The sequence below is a fragment of the Pseudomonas sp. B392_1p genome, assembly GCF_052245235.1.
GTDB classification, from domain to species: domain Bacteria; phylum Pseudomonadota; class Gammaproteobacteria; order Pseudomonadales; family Pseudomonadaceae; genus Serpens; species Serpens gallinarum.
The window spans coordinates 1-17,507 of the sequence record NZ_JBQPXM010000016.1; the positions used below are offsets into that span (position 1 = coordinate 1).

The 17,507-nt window shown below is 61.3% G+C and carries 14 protein-coding genes; 8 read left to right on the top strand and 6 right to left on the bottom strand.

Translation table 11 applies throughout. The features are described from left to right. Positions 1–158: 158 nt before the first annotated feature. Positions 159–506: a hypothetical protein gene (locus ACTV8E_RS18780; protein ID WP_251836436.1), complete on the top strand. Its 348-nt coding sequence runs from the start codon at positions 159–161 to the stop codon at positions 504–506. A 4-nt stretch (positions 507–510) separates the two neighbouring features. Here the strand turns inward: ACTV8E_RS18780 and ACTV8E_RS18785 are convergent, their stop codons facing one another. From ACTV8E_RS18785 to ACTV8E_RS18795, 3 genes are all read right to left on the bottom strand, one after another. Continuing rightward, positions 511–3,132, bottom strand: a complete 2,622-nt coding sequence (locus tag ACTV8E_RS18785; RefSeq protein ID WP_443200474.1) for an SNF2-related protein — start codon at positions 3,130–3,132, stop codon at positions 511–513. A 217-nt stretch (positions 3,133–3,349) separates the two neighbouring features. After that, positions 3,350–4,180, bottom strand: a complete 831-nt coding sequence (locus tag ACTV8E_RS18790) for an SDR family oxidoreductase (protein WP_251836437.1) — start codon at positions 4,178–4,180, stop codon at positions 3,350–3,352. Positions 4,181–4,258: 78 nt separating this feature from the next. Then, on the bottom strand, positions 4,259–5,230 hold the full coding sequence (locus ACTV8E_RS18795; protein WP_251836438.1) for an outer membrane protein assembly factor BamD: 972 nt from the start codon (positions 5,228–5,230) through the stop codon (positions 4,259–4,261). Between the two features lie 144 nt (positions 5,231–5,374). Between ACTV8E_RS18795 and rluD the strand changes: the two genes are divergently transcribed. From rluD to clpB, 3 genes are all read left to right on the top strand, one after another. Then, a complete protein-coding gene (gene rluD, locus ACTV8E_RS18800) occupies positions 5,375–6,346 on the top strand; it encodes a 23S rRNA pseudouridine(1911/1915/1917) synthase RluD (protein ID WP_251836439.1) in 972 nt (323 codons plus the stop codon). Next, positions 6,346–7,074 (top strand): peptidoglycan editing factor PgeF, encoded by a 729-nt coding sequence (gene pgeF, locus ACTV8E_RS18805; RefSeq protein WP_251836440.1) that lies wholly within the window; start codon positions 6,346–6,348, stop codon positions 7,072–7,074. Before rluD ends, pgeF begins: the two co-directional genes overlap by 1 nt. Positions 7,075–7,242: 168 nt before the next feature. After that, positions 7,243–9,807: an ATP-dependent chaperone ClpB gene (gene clpB, locus ACTV8E_RS18810; protein WP_251836441.1), complete on the top strand. Its 2,565-nt coding sequence runs from the start codon at positions 7,243–7,245 to the stop codon at positions 9,805–9,807. A gap of 118 nt (positions 9,808–9,925) precedes the next feature. Here the strand turns inward: clpB and ACTV8E_RS18815 are convergent, their stop codons facing one another. Both ACTV8E_RS18815 and ACTV8E_RS18820 read right to left on the bottom strand, forming a co-directional pair. Next, positions 9,926–10,255, bottom strand: a complete 330-nt coding sequence (locus ACTV8E_RS18815; protein WP_251836442.1) for a PilZ domain-containing protein — start codon at positions 10,253–10,255, stop codon at positions 9,926–9,928. After that, on the bottom strand, positions 10,252–12,591 hold the full coding sequence (locus ACTV8E_RS18820; RefSeq protein ID WP_443200475.1) for a DUF1631 domain-containing protein: 2,340 nt from the start codon (positions 12,589–12,591) through the stop codon (positions 10,252–10,254). The genes ACTV8E_RS18815 and ACTV8E_RS18820 overlap by 4 nt, the downstream gene beginning before the upstream one ends. Before the next feature lie 246 nt (positions 12,592–12,837). Between ACTV8E_RS18820 and ACTV8E_RS18825 the strand changes: the two genes are divergently transcribed. Together ACTV8E_RS18825 and ACTV8E_RS18830 are read left to right on the top strand one after the other, a co-directional pair. Beyond that, positions 12,838–13,377, top strand: a complete 540-nt coding sequence (locus tag ACTV8E_RS18825) for a hydrolase (RefSeq protein ID WP_251836444.1) — start codon at positions 12,838–12,840, stop codon at positions 13,375–13,377. A 110-nt stretch (positions 13,378–13,487) separates the two neighbouring features. Further along, complete coding sequence (locus tag ACTV8E_RS18830; RefSeq protein WP_251836445.1) at positions 13,488–13,790, top strand: hypothetical protein; 303 nt, start codon at positions 13,488–13,490, stop codon at positions 13,788–13,790. Between the two features lie 37 nt (positions 13,791–13,827). On the opposite strand, the gene rlmF is transcribed toward ACTV8E_RS18830, so the two are convergent. After that, positions 13,828–14,805, bottom strand: coding sequence for a 23S rRNA (adenine(1618)-N(6))-methyltransferase RlmF (rlmF, locus tag ACTV8E_RS18835; RefSeq protein WP_433962696.1), 978 nt, complete (start codon positions 14,803–14,805; stop codon positions 13,828–13,830). A 217-nt stretch (positions 14,806–15,022) separates the two neighbouring features. Between rlmF and ACTV8E_RS18840 the strand changes: the two genes are divergently transcribed. Then, on the top strand, positions 15,023–16,852 hold the full coding sequence (locus tag ACTV8E_RS18840; RefSeq protein WP_251836447.1) for an SLC13 family permease: 1,830 nt from the start codon (positions 15,023–15,025) through the stop codon (positions 16,850–16,852). A gap of 150 nt (positions 16,853–17,002) precedes the next feature. Continuing rightward, entirely contained in the window at positions 17,003–17,446 is a 444-nt protein-coding gene (locus tag ACTV8E_RS18845) for an NfeD family protein (protein ID WP_251836448.1), read from the top strand. The last annotated feature ends 61 nt before the right edge of the window (positions 17,447–17,507 follow it).

A 17,507-nucleotide genomic window follows, 5' to 3' on the forward strand; every position in this document is an offset into this window, starting at 1 on the left:
CCCCATGTGAGAGTAGGTCATCGTCAAGCGCCTAAACCCAAAACCCCAATCCGCGCACGCGGGTTGGGGTTTTGTCTGTGTGCGCGGAAAATTTAAGTTCAATTATTAGTCTTTACGGCCGCTAACTTGATGAGTTCTTTTTCTAAGGTAGTTCTACGATGGGTGTGCAACAGGATAATGCTTTGATCAATGCGGTCATGGAGCAGGTGGTTTATTTGGTATCTCACCCGTCGCTGAACGCCGAAGAGATCGAGCAAACTGCCGTGGATCAGGTGTTTACCGAAGTCCGTCAGAGCATCTGGCACGACCTGTCCGACAAGCTGGAGTTAGCCGGACGCGAACTTGATGAGCACACCAGCAAGGCAATAGACGCCATCATTTATCTGGTCAGCGGCCTGGGGCAGGACATGCAGGGCGCTGCGGACGAAGAGGCCCGGCTGACCGTACTCAACGACATGCGCAGCAAGATTTGGTATGTCGTTGAAAACGAGATCTTGAAGGCCTGAGGGCTTAGCTGACGGCCAGAGGGCCCAGCAGTGCGTCGAGGTCCTCTGGCGACATCCTCACGTCAGGCTGATCGCCCGCCAGAATGCTTTCTGCGAGTTGAGCTTTCTGTTGCTGCAACTGCTGGATTTTTTCTTCAACGCTGCCACGGGCAATCAATTTGTAGACGAATACCGGCTTGGTCTGACCGATCCGGTAAGCGCGATCGCTCGCTTGGGCTTCTGCGGCAGGATTCCACCAAGGGTCGAAGTGAATCACCGTATCGGCTGCGGTAAGGTTTAGCCCAACCCCGCCAGCTTTGAGGCTGATCAGGAAGATCGGCAGCTTGCCAGCCTGAAACTCGCGCACCGGCGTGCCACGGTCGCGGGTGCTGCCAGTCAGCAGAGCATAGGGAATGCCTCGTCGCTGCAGTTCGGTTTCGATCAAGGCCAGCATGCCGGTGAACTGGGAAAACAGCAGAACCCGACGCCCTTCGGCAAACAGTTCTTCCAGCATGCTCATCAGGGCGACGAGCTTGCCCGAGTGTTCCGGTTTTCCGCTATTTGCTCCGTCCAGAAGACGCAAGTCACAGCAGACTTGGCGTAGGCGCAGAAGCGCTTCCAGAATCACCAGTTGACTGCGGGCCAAGCCCTGACGCTCGATCTCTTCCCGCACCTTGCGATCCATGGCCAGACGCAAGGTTTCATAGCGACCACGCTGACTCTGGGTCAGATCCACCCAGTGGATGATTTCGGTCTTCGGTGGTAGTTCTCGTGCTACCTGTTCCTTGGTACGCCGCAACATGAACGGTCGTATGCGCGCGCGCAGCAACGCCATGCGTTCGGCGTCGCCGTGCTTTTCGATGGGCACGCGATAGTGGCGATTAAAGGCCTGTTCGTTACCTAGCCAGCCTGGCATGAGCACGTTGAATAACGACCAGAGCTCGCCCAGGTGGTTTTCCAGAGGCGTACCCGTAAGGCACAGGCGTTGTCGAGCGGTCAGCTTGCCCAGAGCCTGAGCGGCCTTGCTGCGCGGGTTCTTGATGTTCTGCGCTTCGTCGAGAATAAGCAACTCCAGCGGTTGTTGAGCCAGAGCCGCAAAGTCGCGCGGTATCAGCGCGTAAGTGCTGAGCAGTAGGTCGTATTGGCCCAGGTTGGCGAAGTGCTGTTTTCGCTTCGGCCCATGCAGGGCCAGAACGCGCAGTTGAGGTGTGAAGCGAGCGGCTTCATCCAGCCAATTGGCAATCAAGCTGGTGGGCATGATGATCAAGGCGGGTGCCTGGAGGCGGCACGCGACTTTTTTGGACAGGATCAGCGCTAGCGTCTGCAGTGTTTTGCCCAGCCCCATGTCATCGGCCAGTATGCCGCCCATGCCCAATTCATCCAGGGATTGCATCCAGGCCAGCCCTTGCAATTGATAAGGGCGCAATTGGGCCTGCAAGCCGAGCGGTGGTTGAATGCTGTGCTCGGTCTGTTCATGCAGTCGACGCGCCTGTTCACGAAGGCGTTCTCCACCTTGCCAGCGCAGCTCGACGCTATTTTCCAGGGTGTGCAAGCGAGCGACATCGGGGCTGGCCAGGCGCAAGCGTTGCAAGTCGGCAGGCTGATCGTTGAAGTACAGCTCACCGAGTGTGCTGAGCAGCGGCTTCAGCCGGGAAAACGGCAGGGCCACGCGGCGGCTACCCTCGCCTGGCAGTGCGGCGAGAAAAAAGGCGTCCGCGTCGCTGCGGTTCAGAGCTTGAGCATCGAGCAGCCAGGGCGTGGCGCGGATTGCCTGGAGCAGAATCGGCAGTAGGCTGATGCGCTGGCCTTCCACTTCAATGCCCATTTCCAGGTCGAACCACTGGTGGTCAGTTGTTTCCTCGAGCTGCGCGTACCAGCCGTCTACGTTTGCCAGATTGAAATGAAAATCCGGAAGAATATGAATCTGCCAGTTCTCGCGCTGCAGCTGCGGTACGTCGGTGCGGACAAACTGCATCCAGCTGGCATCGTTGGGCAGTTGCAGCGGCTCGCCAACTTTCTCCGACAGTGCCTCGCTGACCCGCAAGGCGGTGCTGAATCCCAGTTCCGTCAGGCGTTGCCGGTACAGCGCTTCCGCTTCGCTGTGGCGGCGGATGCGCAGCTGTTTATCCGGGGCGATAAAACGCAGCAGGTCACCCGAAGCCTTGCCGTGAATGAGCTGACCGTCATAGTCGAAGGCCAGCGCTGCGCGGTGCTGGGTCTGCTCAGTCATGCGCCCCTTACGGGCATCGAAGTGCACGCGGGTATGGCTGTTGAGATACAGCAGGGGGCGAGGCTGAATATCGTCACGGATGACTTGTTGGGGGGCCGAGCGCCGAAGCGTGGGTGACTGACCCTGTCGGTACTGCTGTTCCAGCAGCAGCAATGCGGCAACCACATGTTTGCAGTTGTACCCAACAGGGCAACTGCACAGACCATGGACTTCCCAACGCGTGGGCCGTGGCTGCAAACGGATGGATTGCCGATACTGCCGGTCATTGGAGCCTTGGCAGCTGGCTTTAAGAACCTGCCCATCGATTTCCACGAGACGTGAGAAGCCAGCGGCGGCATAGGTTCGGCCACGTGATACGTAGGCTGACTCGAAGGCGTCGAGCCAGTCGCGTTGCTGAACCTTGCGGATGTCGACCATCAGCGCAGGCCGTCAATAGGGAGGGGGAAAGAAGCGCGCAACATGGTGATGGGGATGGCACGACTGATTGCGGAACGGCAAATTGTCTCACAGGGAGGCCGTTGGCGTGCAGGTGGGCGTGCTGATTGTGCCTTGGGATGGAACCTGGATGGCTGCACCAGTCTTGCTTGATTATCCGGGCAACCCCAAAGGGAGCGCCCGGATTGATTCAGTTCGCTTACAGCTGCCGATTCAAGCCAAAACGGCGGCGTAACACAAACTCCAGCAGCCCCTTGGGCAACAGCGTAGCCATCAGCGGCAAGGCGCGACTGCCATTGCCCAGGCGGAGCAGGCGGGGACGGCGAGGGGCTTTGATGGCCTTGACGACGCCGCGAGCAAAGTCGCTGGCTGGGGTCGGCTGATCCTGAGATGCTCCGGCACGTGCTCGAATCCCATCGCGCAATGGCCACCAGGGCGAGTGGCTGGCGATCAAGGCTTCGGCCCCTCGGCTGGCCGTAGCGCCAAAGCTTGAAGCGATGGCGCCAGGTTGGACTTCCAGCACGTCGATACCAAAGGGTGACAATTCCAGACGCAGGGCGTCAGACAGCGCATGCACCGCGGCCTTGGAAGCGCAGTAGGCACCGGCGAAAGGCGTGATCAGCACGCCTGAGACGCTACCAATATTCACCACGAGGCCACGACTCTGGCGCAGCAGTGGAAAGCACGCACGGGTCAGCCCGATCACCGCGAAGACATTGGTTTCGAACTGGGCACGCAAGGTGTCGACGCCGCCATCCAACAACGGCCCCATGGCACCGTAACCGGCATTGTTGACCAACACATCGAGGCGTCCTGCTTCCCGTTGGAGGCGGGCGACCAGATTTTCTGTGGCCTGTGCATCGTTGACATCCAAAGCTGCGGCGGTAAAACCGGCCATCTGCAGTTCGGCCAGGTCTTCGGCCTTGCGGGCGCAGGCCCAGACCTCGTAACCGGCGGCACGAAAGGTCTCGGCAAGGGCGCGGCCGATGCCGCCGGAACAACCTGTAATCAGGGCGACGGGAGTGCTCATGCACAGTTCCTTCTATAAGCCAGGCAAAACAGGGCAGATAAAAAAAGGGAGAGCCGTGGCTCCCCCTTTGGGTTTATCTCAGTCGAAGAGTCCGAAGGTCAAGCGACTCCACCATGAGCGCTTGGCCGGCTCGTCGACCTTGAGCTCCTCGGGCAGCGCTTCTTCGGCATCTTGAAACTGGCGCTGCACATCCTGGCTGGCACGGGTTTCACCCGGCGGCAGCGGTGCATCGGTTTCGATCAGGCCGAGGGTCGCCTTGGCCAGCCAGGAGCGTTCATCGTCGCCTTTCTCGCGCGGGACGAACTCGCCGTCCACCAGGCTTGGATGTTGCGGGTAGTTGAGCTTTAGCGCAGCCAGGCTGGTGTCGGCCAGGTCATTCAGGCGCAGGCGTTGATAGGCTTCGACCATCAAGGCCAGACCGTCGCCAACCGCAGGGGTTTCCTGGAAGTTCTCCACCACGTAGCGGCCCCGGTTGGCCGCCGAAACATAGGCGTTACGCTTGAGGTAATAGTTGCCCACATGCACTTCATAGGCGGCCAGCACATTGCGCAGGTAGATCATGCGCTGCTTGGCATCGGGTGCGTAGCGGCTGTTGGGGTAGCGATTGGTCAGGCGCGCGAATTCGTTGTAGGAGTCACGTGCGGCGCCCGGATCGCGCTTGCTCATCTCCAGCGGCAGGAAGCGCGCCATCAGGCCGCGATCCTGATCGAAAGCTGCCAGTCCTTTCAGGTAATACGCATAGTCGACGCTGGGGTGCTGCGGATGCAGGCGGATGAAACGTTCAGCAGCCGACTTGGCCGCTTCCGGCTCTCCATTCTTGTAGTAGGCGTAGATCAACTCCAGCTGCGCTTGCTCGGCGTAGCGGCCAAAGGGATAGCGCGACTCCAGTGCCTTGAGTTTGGTGACGGCGTTGGTATAGCTCTTGCCGTCCAGAGCGGATTGCGCTTGCCGATACAGATCGGCCTCGCTCAGATTCTCATCGCTTGGCTCGTTGGAAGCGCAAGCGGCAAGGGCCAGGGTGGCAATCAGCAACAGGTGTTTCACATGCATGGCAGCTAGCGTCCCTGTGACGGCCGGCTGTCGTGCTCCGAGCCGTCCTGATATAGTGAGCGCCCCGGTGTACCGGGACAAAGAGTCGTATTTAATCACAAGCGCGCCGCCGAAACCAAAGGCCGCGCCTCGCCGTTGCCGAGCATGTCCCCGACTACTAAACAAGCCATCCAACTGCGCGCCGAAGTTCCCAGTGAACTGGGCGGGCAACGTCTCGATCAGGTTGCTGCGCAGCTGTTCGCCGATCATTCACGTTCGCGTCTATCCGGTTGGATCAAGGATGGTCGTCTGACGGTCGACGGCGCCGTACTGCGCCCGCGCGACACCGTGCATGGCGGGTCGGTGCTGGATCTGGATGCCGAACAGGAAGTCCAGGGTGAATGGGTGGCGCAGGATATCGCCCTGAACATCGTCTATGAAGACGACCAGTTGCTGGTGATCGACAAGCCTTCTGGGCTGGTGGTTCACCCGGCGGCGGGGCATGCCGACGGAACCTTGCTTAACGCCCTGCTGCACCATGTGCCGGGTATCGATCAGGTACCGCGTTGCGGCATCGTCCATCGTCTGGACAAGGACACCACTGGTCTGATGGTGGTGGCCAAGACCCTGGAAGCCCACACCGATCTGGTCGATCAGCTGCAAAAGCGCAGCGTCACCCGTATCTACGAGGCCATCGTGATCGGGGTGATCACCTCTGGCGCCACGGTCAATGCACCCATCGGCCGCAGCTCCAGCCAGCGCCAGCGCATGGCGGTGATCGAGGGTGGCAAGCCGGCGGTCAGTCATTACCGGGTGCTGGAGCGGTTCCGCTCGCACACCCACACGCGGGTCAAGCTGGAAACCGGGCGCACGCACCAGATCCGTGTGCATATGTCCCATGTCGGTTTTCCGCTGGTGGGCGATCCGGTGTACAGCGGTCGCTTCCGTATTCCTCCGGCGGCCAGCCCGACGCTGGTCGAGACCCTCAAGCATTTTCCGCGTCAAGCGCTGCATGCGCGTTTTCTGGAGCTGGAGCACCCGGTGACCAAGAAGCGCATGAAATGGGAATCGCCGCTGCCGGACGATCTTGTCTGGTTGCTGACCCTGCTGCGCCAGGACCACGAATCCTTCGTCTGATGAACCGCGACTGGCTGCTGCCCGACTGGCCGGCGCCGGACACCGTCCGCGCCTGTGTCACCACCCGCAGTGGTGGCGTTAGCCAGCCGCCCTACGACAGCTTCAATCTCGGCGATCATGTGGCGGATGATGCGGCTGCGGTCGCCGAGAACCGTCGCCGTTTGTGCTCTGCGCTGCAGTGTCAGCCAGCCTGGCTCAACCAGGTGCATGGCATTGACGTGGTCGAGGCCGAACCGGAACGAGTGCATAAAGCGGATGCCAGTTGGAGCGCGACGCCCAATGTGGCGTGCACGATTCTCACCGCCGATTGCCTGCCGGTGCTGTTCTGTGACCGCGCCGGCACCCGCGTGGCGGCGGCCCATGCCGGTTGGCGCGGGTTGGCCGGCGGCATGCTGGAAGCTACCTTGGAAGCCCTGAACGTGCCGGCCGAGGATGTGCTCGTGTGGCTGGGGCCGGCGATTGGTCCCGACGCCTTCGAGGTCGGGCCGGAGGTGCGCGAGGCGTTTCTGATTGATCACCCGCTGGCCACTGAGGCGTTCCAGCCCAGTGCCAACGCCGGTAAATATCTGGCCGACCTTTATCAACTGGCGCGCCTGCGTCTGGCGGCGCAAGGCGTCACCGCCGTTTATGGTGGCGGACTGTGCACCTACAATGACCCGCGCTTTTATTCCTACCGGCGCTCCGCACAGACCGGGCGTTTCGCGTCGCTGATCTGGCTCGCGCAATAGTCGGTTGCGCCGCCGGCCACGTTAATCCTCTACCTCGCCGTTGACTTGCATCAAGGCTCGCCGCCTTGAATCTTCAACAATCAGCCTCATCTAAGAAGCATCTTGCAGGCCATGCCTACAGGCGCGATTCAGCGCGCCTGCCTGCCTTCATCATGAGGATGACTTTCCATGCGTATCGATCGTTTAACCAGCAAGTTGCAGCTCGCCCTGTCCGACGCGCAATCCATCGCAGTCGGTTTTGATCATCCCTCCATTGAGCCGCTGCACCTGATGCAGGCGCTGCTGGAGCAACAAGGCGGCTCGATCAAACCGTTGCTGATGCAGGTTGGTTTCGATGTCAACAGCCTGCGTCAAGCGTTGACCCAGGCACTGGACCAATTGCCCAAGCTGCAAAACCCGACCGGCGACATGAACATGTCCCAGGACCTGGCGCGCCTGCTCAACCAGGCCGACCGCCTGGCGCAGCAGAAGGGCGACCAGTACATCTCCAGCGAACTGGTGCTGCTTGCTGCACTGGATGAAAACACCAAGCTGGGCAAACTGCTGCTCGGCCAGGGCGTCACCAAGAAGGCGCTGGAAAACGCCATCGCCAACCTGCGTGGCGGCGCGGCGGTCAATGACCCGAATGCCGAAGAAGCTCGCCAGGCCTTGGACAAGTACACCGTGGACATGACCAAGCTGGCCGAAGAGGGCAAGCTGGATCCGGTCATCGGCCGTGACGACGAGATCCGTCGCACCATCCAGGTTTTGCAACGCCGCACCAAAAACAACCCGGTGCTGATTGGCGAACCCGGCGTGGGCAAGACCGCCATTGTCGAGGGACTGGCCCAACGCATCATCAACGGTGAGGTGCCCGATGGTCTCAAGGACAAACGCCTGCTGTCCCTGGACATGGGCGCGCTGATCGCCGGCGCCAAGTTCCGCGGCGAATTCGAGGAACGCCTGAAGGCCGTGCTCAACGAACTGGGCAAGCAGGAAGGGCGGGTGATCCTGTTTATCGACGAGCTGCACACCATGGTCGGTGCCGGCAAGGCCGAAGGCTCCATGGATGCCGGCAATATGCTCAAGCCGGCCCTGGCTCGGGGCGAACTGCATTGCGTAGGCGCCACCACGCTGGATGAATACCGTCAGTACGTCGAGAAGGATGCCGCTCTGGAACGGCGCTTCCAGAAGGTGCTGGTTGACGAGCCGAGCGAGGAAGACACCATTGCCATCCTGCGCGGCCTGAAAGAGCGCTACGAAGTGCACCACGGCGTGACCATCACCGACGGCGCGATCATCGCCGCCGCCAAACTTTCGCACCGCTACATCACCGACCGCCAGTTGCCGGACAAGGCCATCGACCTGATCGACGAGGCGGGCAGCCGCATTCGCATGGAGATCGACTCTAAGCCAGAAGAACTCGACCGCCTGGACCGCCGTCTGATCCAGCTGAAGATCGAGCGCGAGGCGCTGAAGAAAGAAGACGACGAGGCCACCAAGAAGCGCCTGGAAAAACTCGAGGAAGAGATCCAGCTCTTGCAGCGCGAATACGCCGATCTGGAAGAGATCTGGAAATCCGAAAAAGCCGAGGTGCAGGGTACCGCGCAGATCCAGCAGAAGATCGAGCAGGCGCGTCAGGAAATGGAAGCCGCGCGGCGCAAGGGTGATCTGGAAACCATGGCGCGTATCCAGTACCAGGCCATCCCTGACCTGGAGCGCAGCCTGCAGATGGCCGAGCAGCATGGCAAGACGGAGAAGCAACTGCTGCGCAACAAGGTCACCGACGAAGAGATTGCCGAAGTGGTTTCCAAGTGGACGGGTATCCCGGTGTCCAAGATGCTCGAAGGCGAACGCGAGAAGCTGCTGAAGATGGAAGACCTGCTGCACCAGCGGGTGATTGGTCAGCATGAGGCCGTAGTGTCGGTGTCCAACGCGGTGCGCCGCTCGCGGGCCGGGCTGGCCGATCCGAACCGGCCGAGCGGCTCCTTCCTGTTCCTCGGCCCGACCGGTGTAGGCAAGACCGAACTGTGCAAGGCGCTGGCCGAGTTCCTCTTCGACACCGAGGAGGCGATGATTCGTATCGACATGTCCGAGTTCATGGAGAAGCACTCTGTGGCGCGGCTGATCGGTGCGCCGCCCGGCTATGTCGGCTTCGAGGAAGGCGGCTATCTGACCGAGGCCGTGCGGCGCAAACCCTACTCAGTGGTGCTGCTCGACGAGGTCGAAAAAGCTCACCCGGATGTGTTCAACGTGCTGCTGCAGGTTCTCGAAGACGGTCGCCTGACCGACAGTCACGGCCGCACGGTGGACTTCAAGAACACGGTCATTGTGATGACGTCCAACCTGGGCTCCACGCAGATTCAGGAACTGGTCGGCGACCCGGATGCCCAGCGTGCGGCGGTGCTGGATGCGGTCAGTCACCATTTCCGGCCCGAGTTCATCAACCGTATCGACGAGGTGGTGGTCTTTGACCCGCTGGCCCGTGAGCAGATCGCCGGCATTGCCCAGATCCAACTGGGCCGCCTGCGCCAGCGTCTAGCCGAACGCGAGCTGAGCCTGGAGATCAGCGACGAGGCGTTGGACAAGCTGGTGGCAGTGGGTTACGACCCGGTCTATGGCGCGCGGCCGCTCAAGCGCGCCATTCAGCGCTGGATCGAAAACCCCCTGGCCCAGCAGATTCTCTCCGGTCAGTTCGCGCCCGGCGCGGTGGTGCATGCCAAGGTGGAGGGCGACGATATCGTCTTCGCCTGAATGGGTACAGCGGGTCGGGGGCGCTGGCTGTTCCCGGCACTGTGTTCACCGAAACGCCATGTCCGTCGCTGCGGTACATGGCGTTTTTCTTTGCTACAGAGCTTTTCTGAAGGCCCGGCTAATCGACCATCAGTTTTTGCAGCACGGCGCTGTGTGCTTCCGATATGTCGAGGATCTGATAACCGGCCCAGCTGCTCTGGCCTTCCGCGCCCGGCCTGCTCCACAGGCAATCGGCAGCCAAATGGATTTCGTCGATTCCATCCAGTGGTTGCGGCAGCAGCAGACGGCATTCAACGACCGTATCGGCGGGCTGAGACTGCTCACAGAACAGCATGAAACCCTCTAGCGATAAGTCGGCCAGGCTGCCCAGGCGGATCCCGGAATGCCGCTCGAACACTTCCAGATGCGGTGTGGCGCTGTAGCGATCATGACGACGACGTTCGTTCATGGAGTGTCGGTTCCTTGAGCGGAATCCGGCAGGCGGCCGGAGAAACGATGCAGTACACGGACGATAGCGGCCAGCGCTCGGTCGACCAGCGGAGCGGTGACCCTGGGGGGTAGGATGCGCGCCTGGCCCTGGTCGATTTCCTCGGCTAGCACGTCGATCGGCTTGACCGCCACTCGCAGTCCGCTGTGGTCGACGAACATGTAGTTGTGACTGGTCGGGCTGAACCAGGAGAGCTTGAGCCGGCGGCGCTCCTCGCCCTGGATGAACTCGAATCGGGTGCCGAACTCCAGGTGTTTCAGCTGCTCGACCAGGGCTTGGATGCGCGGCGACAGCACCTTGGGCGGGGGCGTGCGTAACAGTTCGGCCTCCTCGCCAAGCTCGATGTCCAAGCGATTGATGCCCAGGGTGGGGACGCTGCCTGTTGCCGTTGGGGCCGATACGCTGGGCTGGCCGTGTTGTGCCGCCAGCTGACAGGCGACGATGTCGCGTAGTCGCTGGCGAATGCTGTCGTCATGCAGGCCGCCGAGCCAGAGCATTCCCTGGCGAACGTCCTCCAGCAACGCAAGGTGCAGGCCGCGCAGCTTTTCCTGCTCGGCATCGGTGAGCGCGGTGCAGCTCCAGGCCAGTTGCTCGGTGGTGGTGCAGACACGCTGCCATTGCTCACTGGAGGCTTCGTGACGAAGCAGCACGAACACCAAGACATCGAGCCAAGTCTGTTCGAAGAAACCGCGAATCATGGCGGGCAGTTCACGGTTCTGCTGCGCCCGGGCAATGACGTCCAGTGCCAGGTTACGGGCGGTGGTCAAGCGGTCGCGGCCTTTGGCTGCCTCTACGGCCCGCCGCTCGTGCAGTTCGATCCTGTGCCGAAGGGCGGTGACAAAGGTCGTGAACTCGTCGAGCAGATCTTTCAGCAGTCGCTGCTCTCCGCGGTAGTTGCGCAGCACCTGCTCCACAACCCAATGGATCTTGCTCAGCAGACCGCTGTCATCCTCCTCGTCTCCGTAGAGCACACCCGCCTGGGCGAGGCTGTTAAGCAGTATGCGCGCGGGATGTTGGGGCAGGGTGAAGAGTGCTTTGTCCTGCAAGGCGATTCTCAGATAAGGCGTATGCAGGTGCGATAACGCGATCTTGCAGCTATCTGGCAGGTTTTGATCCTTGAGGATGAAGTCGAACAGCATGCCCACCAGATCGACGACATCGGCTTCCTCGCTCGCGAGTTTTTGCTGGCCGGGTAGCTGGCTGCGAATCTCCAACTGGTTATACAGGTCGACCTTGAACGACTCAACCGGCTGCGGTTGGCCCAGCCGTTGCGCCAGGTTTGCGGCGGACTGCTCTTGCAGGCGATCCAGCGCCGCCTGCAACTCGCCGGCTGAATAGGTACTGGTTGCGGTGCGTGGCGCGAAGCTGACGATGCTTCGGCCGCCTAACAGCGGCGCCTCGGGTGCTTGTTGGCGGTGGGTATCGAGCAGTTCGCTCAGGCCGAGAAACCAGGCCGCTGGATCTTCGGCAGGCGCTGCGGTCGGCTCCGTGGACGAATCCCGGCGGGATTTTCCGGTATGCGGGGTGCTGCCTCCACCGTTGCCGGCGGCTGAATGCGTCGAGGCCTGTTTGGCTGGGTTAAGCGGTTCGTCCGGGTTCTGGACGCTGAATTTCAGATTAGGCAGTACGCCAGCTGCGATCAGGCAAGAGTTGAGGTCATCGTAGAGCGCATCCAGGTCGTCCATGACCTGTTGCTCGAACAGGGTGTACAAAATGGTTTTGATACGCAGGCTGAATGCGCTGGGCGCCAGGGCGTGACGAAAGGCCTGGGCAATGACCTGCGGGGCGAACGGGTTGTCCAGATCAGGTAGTCGCTGCCCTCGATTGAGTAGCGCCAGGCGCTGAGTGAGCGCGAACAGGGCCTGAGGGCAACGTGCCTTGACTCGGCTGGCCATGTTGGTCACCAGCAGGGTTTCCTCGTAATCCTCGTGCTCGATCAAGCTCAGTGATTCAGCCCTGGTAACCGTGGAGGCAAGTGGCGTCGGTCCTTCGAGGAATTGAGTAAAACGGTTGGCAATCTGCTGATGGTAAACGCGTTCAATCGAGGCCCGCTGATGGCGGATGTCGCGCATGCTGTCGAAAAATAGGGACTGGAGTTTGTTGTTCCCAGCCTTCTCCGCGTGCGTTACCAGGGTGCGGTCGACCAGCGTGAAGACTGTGCCCAGTCGCTCGGCCAACCTATTCATGATCCGTTGTCGACAATCCTGCGCCAGTTCGCCGAAGCGGGGCTGGATTCCGCGTTCGGCTAGGGCGGTGTTTGGCTTTTTAGCACCGGGGGGGAGAATGGTACTGCTCATGGTAGGTGGTCCTTCCTGAACCTGTCTGCAAGACGCCCTTCTGTCGTTGGGATACGGTAAAGCAGTCGAATGCCGCTCTGGAAGGCTTTGTGCCATCAGGAGGTCCAAGGCTTGACTTGTGTCTCAGTTGGCTTGTCAATCGGGCTTTCCTGGGGCTTGTTCTTCGTGCCAGCCTTTGGTCTTCTTCGATCGCTGTGCCGAGTCTGGCTTGGTTCTCTTCGACGTTCGGTTCTGGGAGTTTTTTTCATGTTGATGCGCGCTGCCACGTCCACCCTGTTGGTCATCGATATCCAGGAACGCCTGTGCCCGGCCTTGCACGACGCCGAAGCGCTGGTGGAGAACAGTGCCTGGCTGGCGCAAGTGGCCAAACGTCTTGAGGTGCCTGTTCTGGTGACCGAGCAATACCCGAAAGGGTTGGGGTCAACAGTGGCTGCGCTGCGGGCGCATCTTGACGGCGCGGTCACCGTCGAAAAAATGAGATTTTCCGCCACGGATGACGCGCTGCTTGCCCAGCCGGGCGGTGAGCGCCAGCAATTCGTGGTCTGCGGTGCCGAGGCGCATGTGTGTGTGTTGCAAACCGTGCTGGAGCTACTCGCTCGAGGACGTCAGGTGTTCATAGTCTCGGAGGCCGTGGCGTCGCGCCTGCCCGCCAACAAGGCGCTGGCTCTGGAGCGTATGCGCCAGGCCGGTGCAGTGATCGTTTCTCGGGAAATGGTTGCCTTTGAATGGCTAGAGCGTGCCGGAACCGAGCAATTTCGCGACGTCAGCAAAACGTTCATCCGCTAAGCAGGTTTTTAAATGCAGGATCAGCAACGGCCAGTGATGATGTTATGCCATCAGTGGCAGATTTCTTGCTATCCACCGGCTTGATGTCAAAAAACAATCAGGAGCGAGACATGAAGCCGGTCCCGTTGCACAGCCCCTGGCGTGCGCGTCGCCACAGGTTGTACGCAATCATCATGCTGAGCGTTGTGACCTTGCTGGTAACGCAGCCGCAAACCTCCACAGGGGTGATCATTGCCCTGTCGACTATGCCGTTGGCCTGGTTGCTCATGGTGTTCAACCGCTGGTGGACGGGGCGTTTTGCGCGCAGCGTTCTGATGCATGCTGCTTATCTATGCCTGCTGGTTCTGTTCATGGGCGCTGCGTACCACACTGTCTTGTTGCTGCAGCCCTATGTCGGCATGCACTTTTCCTGATTCCCACGGCAAGGCCGTTACCTAGCCCCGCTGCCTGTCATGCACCCGCGTTTTGCCAGCGTTCGCGACGCCAGGCCAGGCGCTGTTCCTCCCCAAGAAAGGTCCAGGCTACGAAACGGCTCTGTTTCTGGCCCTGGGCCATGGCGATGGTATTTACCTCGCACGCGCCGAGTTGTTTGAGTTGGCGCTGTAGCGTTGGCAGGTTGGCAGCTTTGGACACCAGGCTGCTGAACCAGCAGACCTGGCCAGCACACAGGGCGCTTTCACTCGCCAGGCGTGCAATAAATGCCGCTTCGCCACCGTGGCAATACAGTTCGGCCGCCTGGCCTCCGAAATTCAGCACCGGCAGTTTGCGCTTGGGATCAAGCTTGCCCAGGTTGCGCCACTTGCGTTGACTGCCCCGGCTGGCTTCTTCTTCCGAGGCGTGGAAGGGCGGGTTGCACAGCGTCAGGTCGAAGCGCTCGTCAGCTTGTATCAGGCCCTGAAAGATATGCCGGGGATCTGCTTGCTGGCGCAGGGCGATGGCCTGGTCGAGGCGGTTCGCCTTGATGATGGTGGCCGCCGAGCGCAGCGCGGTGGCATCAATGTCGGTACCGGTGAAGTGCCAGCCGTAATCGTGCTGGCCCAGCAGCGGATAGATGCAGTTGGCGCCTGTGCCGATATCCAGCACGCGAATACGGCGGCCACGGGGAATTTGCCCCTCGTTGTCGGCGGCCAGCACGTCGGCCAGGCCGTGCACATAATCGGCGCGCCCCGGAACCGGTGGGCACAGATAACCCGGCGGAATGTCCCAGTGGCGAATGCCGTAGAGGTGGCCCAGCAGGGCGCGGTTGAAGACCCGCACGGCCTCGGGGTTGGCGAAGTCGATGCTCTGCTTGCCGTACGGATTGAGGATGACGAATTGTGCCAGTTCCGGACAATTTTTGATCAGTGCCGGAAAGTCATAACGGCCCTGATGGCGGTTGCGCGGGTGCAGCGCGGCCTTGGGCGGGGTCAAGCGGGAAGTACTGGACATGATGGTCATCGGGGCAAAAACGCGGGAGCGGAATTGTCCCACAAGTCGCCGCCCAAGATGCGCGCTGGGGGGCCACTGGCGACGCGTTATCAGCTGCGCTGGGGTGCTGGCATTTTTTCATCACGCTCCCCGGTTTATGGCTTTTCAAACCTGAATAGCCAGGTATGGTAGGGCGGCATTTTTCCTGGCCGATATCCCTTCTTCTCGTTGTGATCCTATGAATACCGATTTGCTGCTGGTTCTTCTCCTGCTGGGCATCTGCGTCGTGCTGTTCGTGCGCAACAGGCCGCGCATGGACGTGGTCGCCCTGTTGGCCATGGTGGCCTTGCCGCTGACCGGCATCCTCACGGTTCCCGAAGCCTTGGCTGGATTCAGCGACCCCAGTGTGGTGCTGATTGCCGCGCTGTTTGTGATTGGCGATGGCCTGGTGCGCACCGGCATTGCCTACCGCCTGGGCGACTGGCTGGTGAAGACGGCCGGCAGCAGCGAAACACGACTGCTGATTCTGCTGATGCTGGCAGTGGCCACCCTCGGCTCGGTGATGAGCTCCACCGGTGTGGTGGCGATCTTCATTCCGGTGGTGCTGGGCATTGCCGTGCGCCTGCGTGTGCCAGCCAGCCGGCTGATGATGCCGCTGGCCTTCGCCGGCTTGATCAGCGGCATGCTGACCCTGGTGGCTACGCCGCCTAATCTGGTGGTGCACAGCGAATTGCGCCGCGCCGGTCTGGAGGGGTTTGGCTTTTTCGCCTTCACCCCCATCGGCCTGGCGATTCTGCTGCTGGGCATCGGCTACATGCTGGTGGCGCGTCGCTGGCTTAACCCCAGGGACACGCAGCAGACTTCGGGGCGTTCGCGGCATACCCTGGCCGACCTGGCCGGCGACTATCGCCTGTTCGAGCGCGAGCGCCGCTTGCGCGTGCTGCCCCATTCCCCGCTGGCCGACCGTACGCTGGATGAACTGGAATTGCGCACGCAGTACGGCATCAACGTGATTGCGGTGGAGCGCCACGGCAAGTTTCGCAATCTGCTGTTGATGGCCACCGGCAACACCAGTCTGCAAAGCGGCGACATTCTGCTGGTCGATCTGGCCAGCCCGGCCATCGGTCTACTGGGCGCCTATGACGAGCTGGGCCTGACGCCGCTGCAGCTGAAAACATCCTATTACGCCGACCATGCCCACGAACTGGGCCTGGCCGAAGTGGCCCTGCCGCCGGAGTCGCAACTGCCCGGCAAGACCATTCAGGAGTTGGGCTTTCGCAGCCAGCACAAGCTCAACGTGGTGGGCCTGCGGCGCAACCGCGAGGCGCTGGCGGGTCTGCTGGTGGATGAGAAGCTCAAGCCCGGCGACACCCTGCTGGTAGCCGGCGACTGGAAGAACATCGAACGTTTGCAGGGCCTGAGCCATGACTTTCTGGTCCTCAGCCTGCCGGTGGAAGTCGACGAAGTCGCCCCGGCGGCGCGCAAGGCGCCCTATGCACTGCTTAGTGTCGCCGTGATGATCGCGCTGATGGTCAGCGGCCTGGTGCCCAACGCGATTGCCGCCTTGCTGGCCTGCCTGCTGATGGGCGCGTTCCGCTGCATCGACATTGACAGTGCCTACAAGGCCATCCACTGGCCGAGCCTGATGCTGATTGTCGGCATGCTGCCTTTTGCCTTGGCCTTGCAGAAGACCGGCGGGATTGCCCTGGCGGTCGAGGCGCTGGTGGGTGTGCTCGGCGATGCCGGCCCTCGCGCGCTGTTAGCCAGTCTGTTCCTGCTCACGGCGGTGATCGGCCTGTTCATCTCCAATACCGCCACGGCGGTGCTGATGGCGCCAGTGGCGCTGTCGGTGGCCCAGCAACTCGGCGTTTCGCCCTATCCCTTCGCGATGATTGTGGCATTAGCTGCTTCGGCGGCGTTCATGACGCCGATTTCCTCGCCAGTGAACACCCTGGTGCTCGGCCCGGGCCGTTACCGCTTCAGTGACTTCGTGCGCGTGGGTGTGCCCTTTACCGGGCTGGTTATGCTGGTGTCGGTGGTCATGGTGCCCTGGGTGTTTCCGCTGTAAGCGGGGCAGTGGCTGAAAACCTGCATGCTTGAGGGGCAGCCTTGCAATGACGTCAACGTTCTGGCCTTGTGAGGTTATGGCCTTTCGCCATGCGCAGCGCTGTTACGCTGGCGGAAGCAACCTCGGCGTTTAATTTCAAAGAGAGACGCGATGACAATCGAATGGTGGTACTGGGCGGTCGGCGGCATCTTGCTGATCTTGCTGGAGTTGGCGATTCCCGCGTTCTTCGTAATCTGGTTCGGCCTCGGCGCGTTGCTGGTGGCCGGGGTCATGCTGGTGGTCGGCGATGCGTCGCTGACGACACAGCTGGCGCTGTGGGGCGTGGCGTCGCTGGCCATGGTTGCCTTGTGGTTCCAGGTGTTCAATCCGAAGCGGCACAAGACGCTGGTCGGCACCGCCGCAGGCGAAGTGATCGGCGAGGTCGGCCTGCTGGTCGGCAAGGTGGAGCCCTTCCAGCGCGGCAAGGTGCGTTTTCAGCGGCCGATCCTGGGCGCCGAAGAGTGGGCCTGTGTGGCCGAAGAAACCATCGCCGCCGGTGAGCGCGTGCGGCTGGTTTCCGTCGAAGGCAGTTACGTGAAAGTCGCCAAGGCCTAACAAAGGCGCTGGCATTGCCCCAGGCGCGTGGCCCGGGCAGCTCATTTTCCTTTCAAGGGGT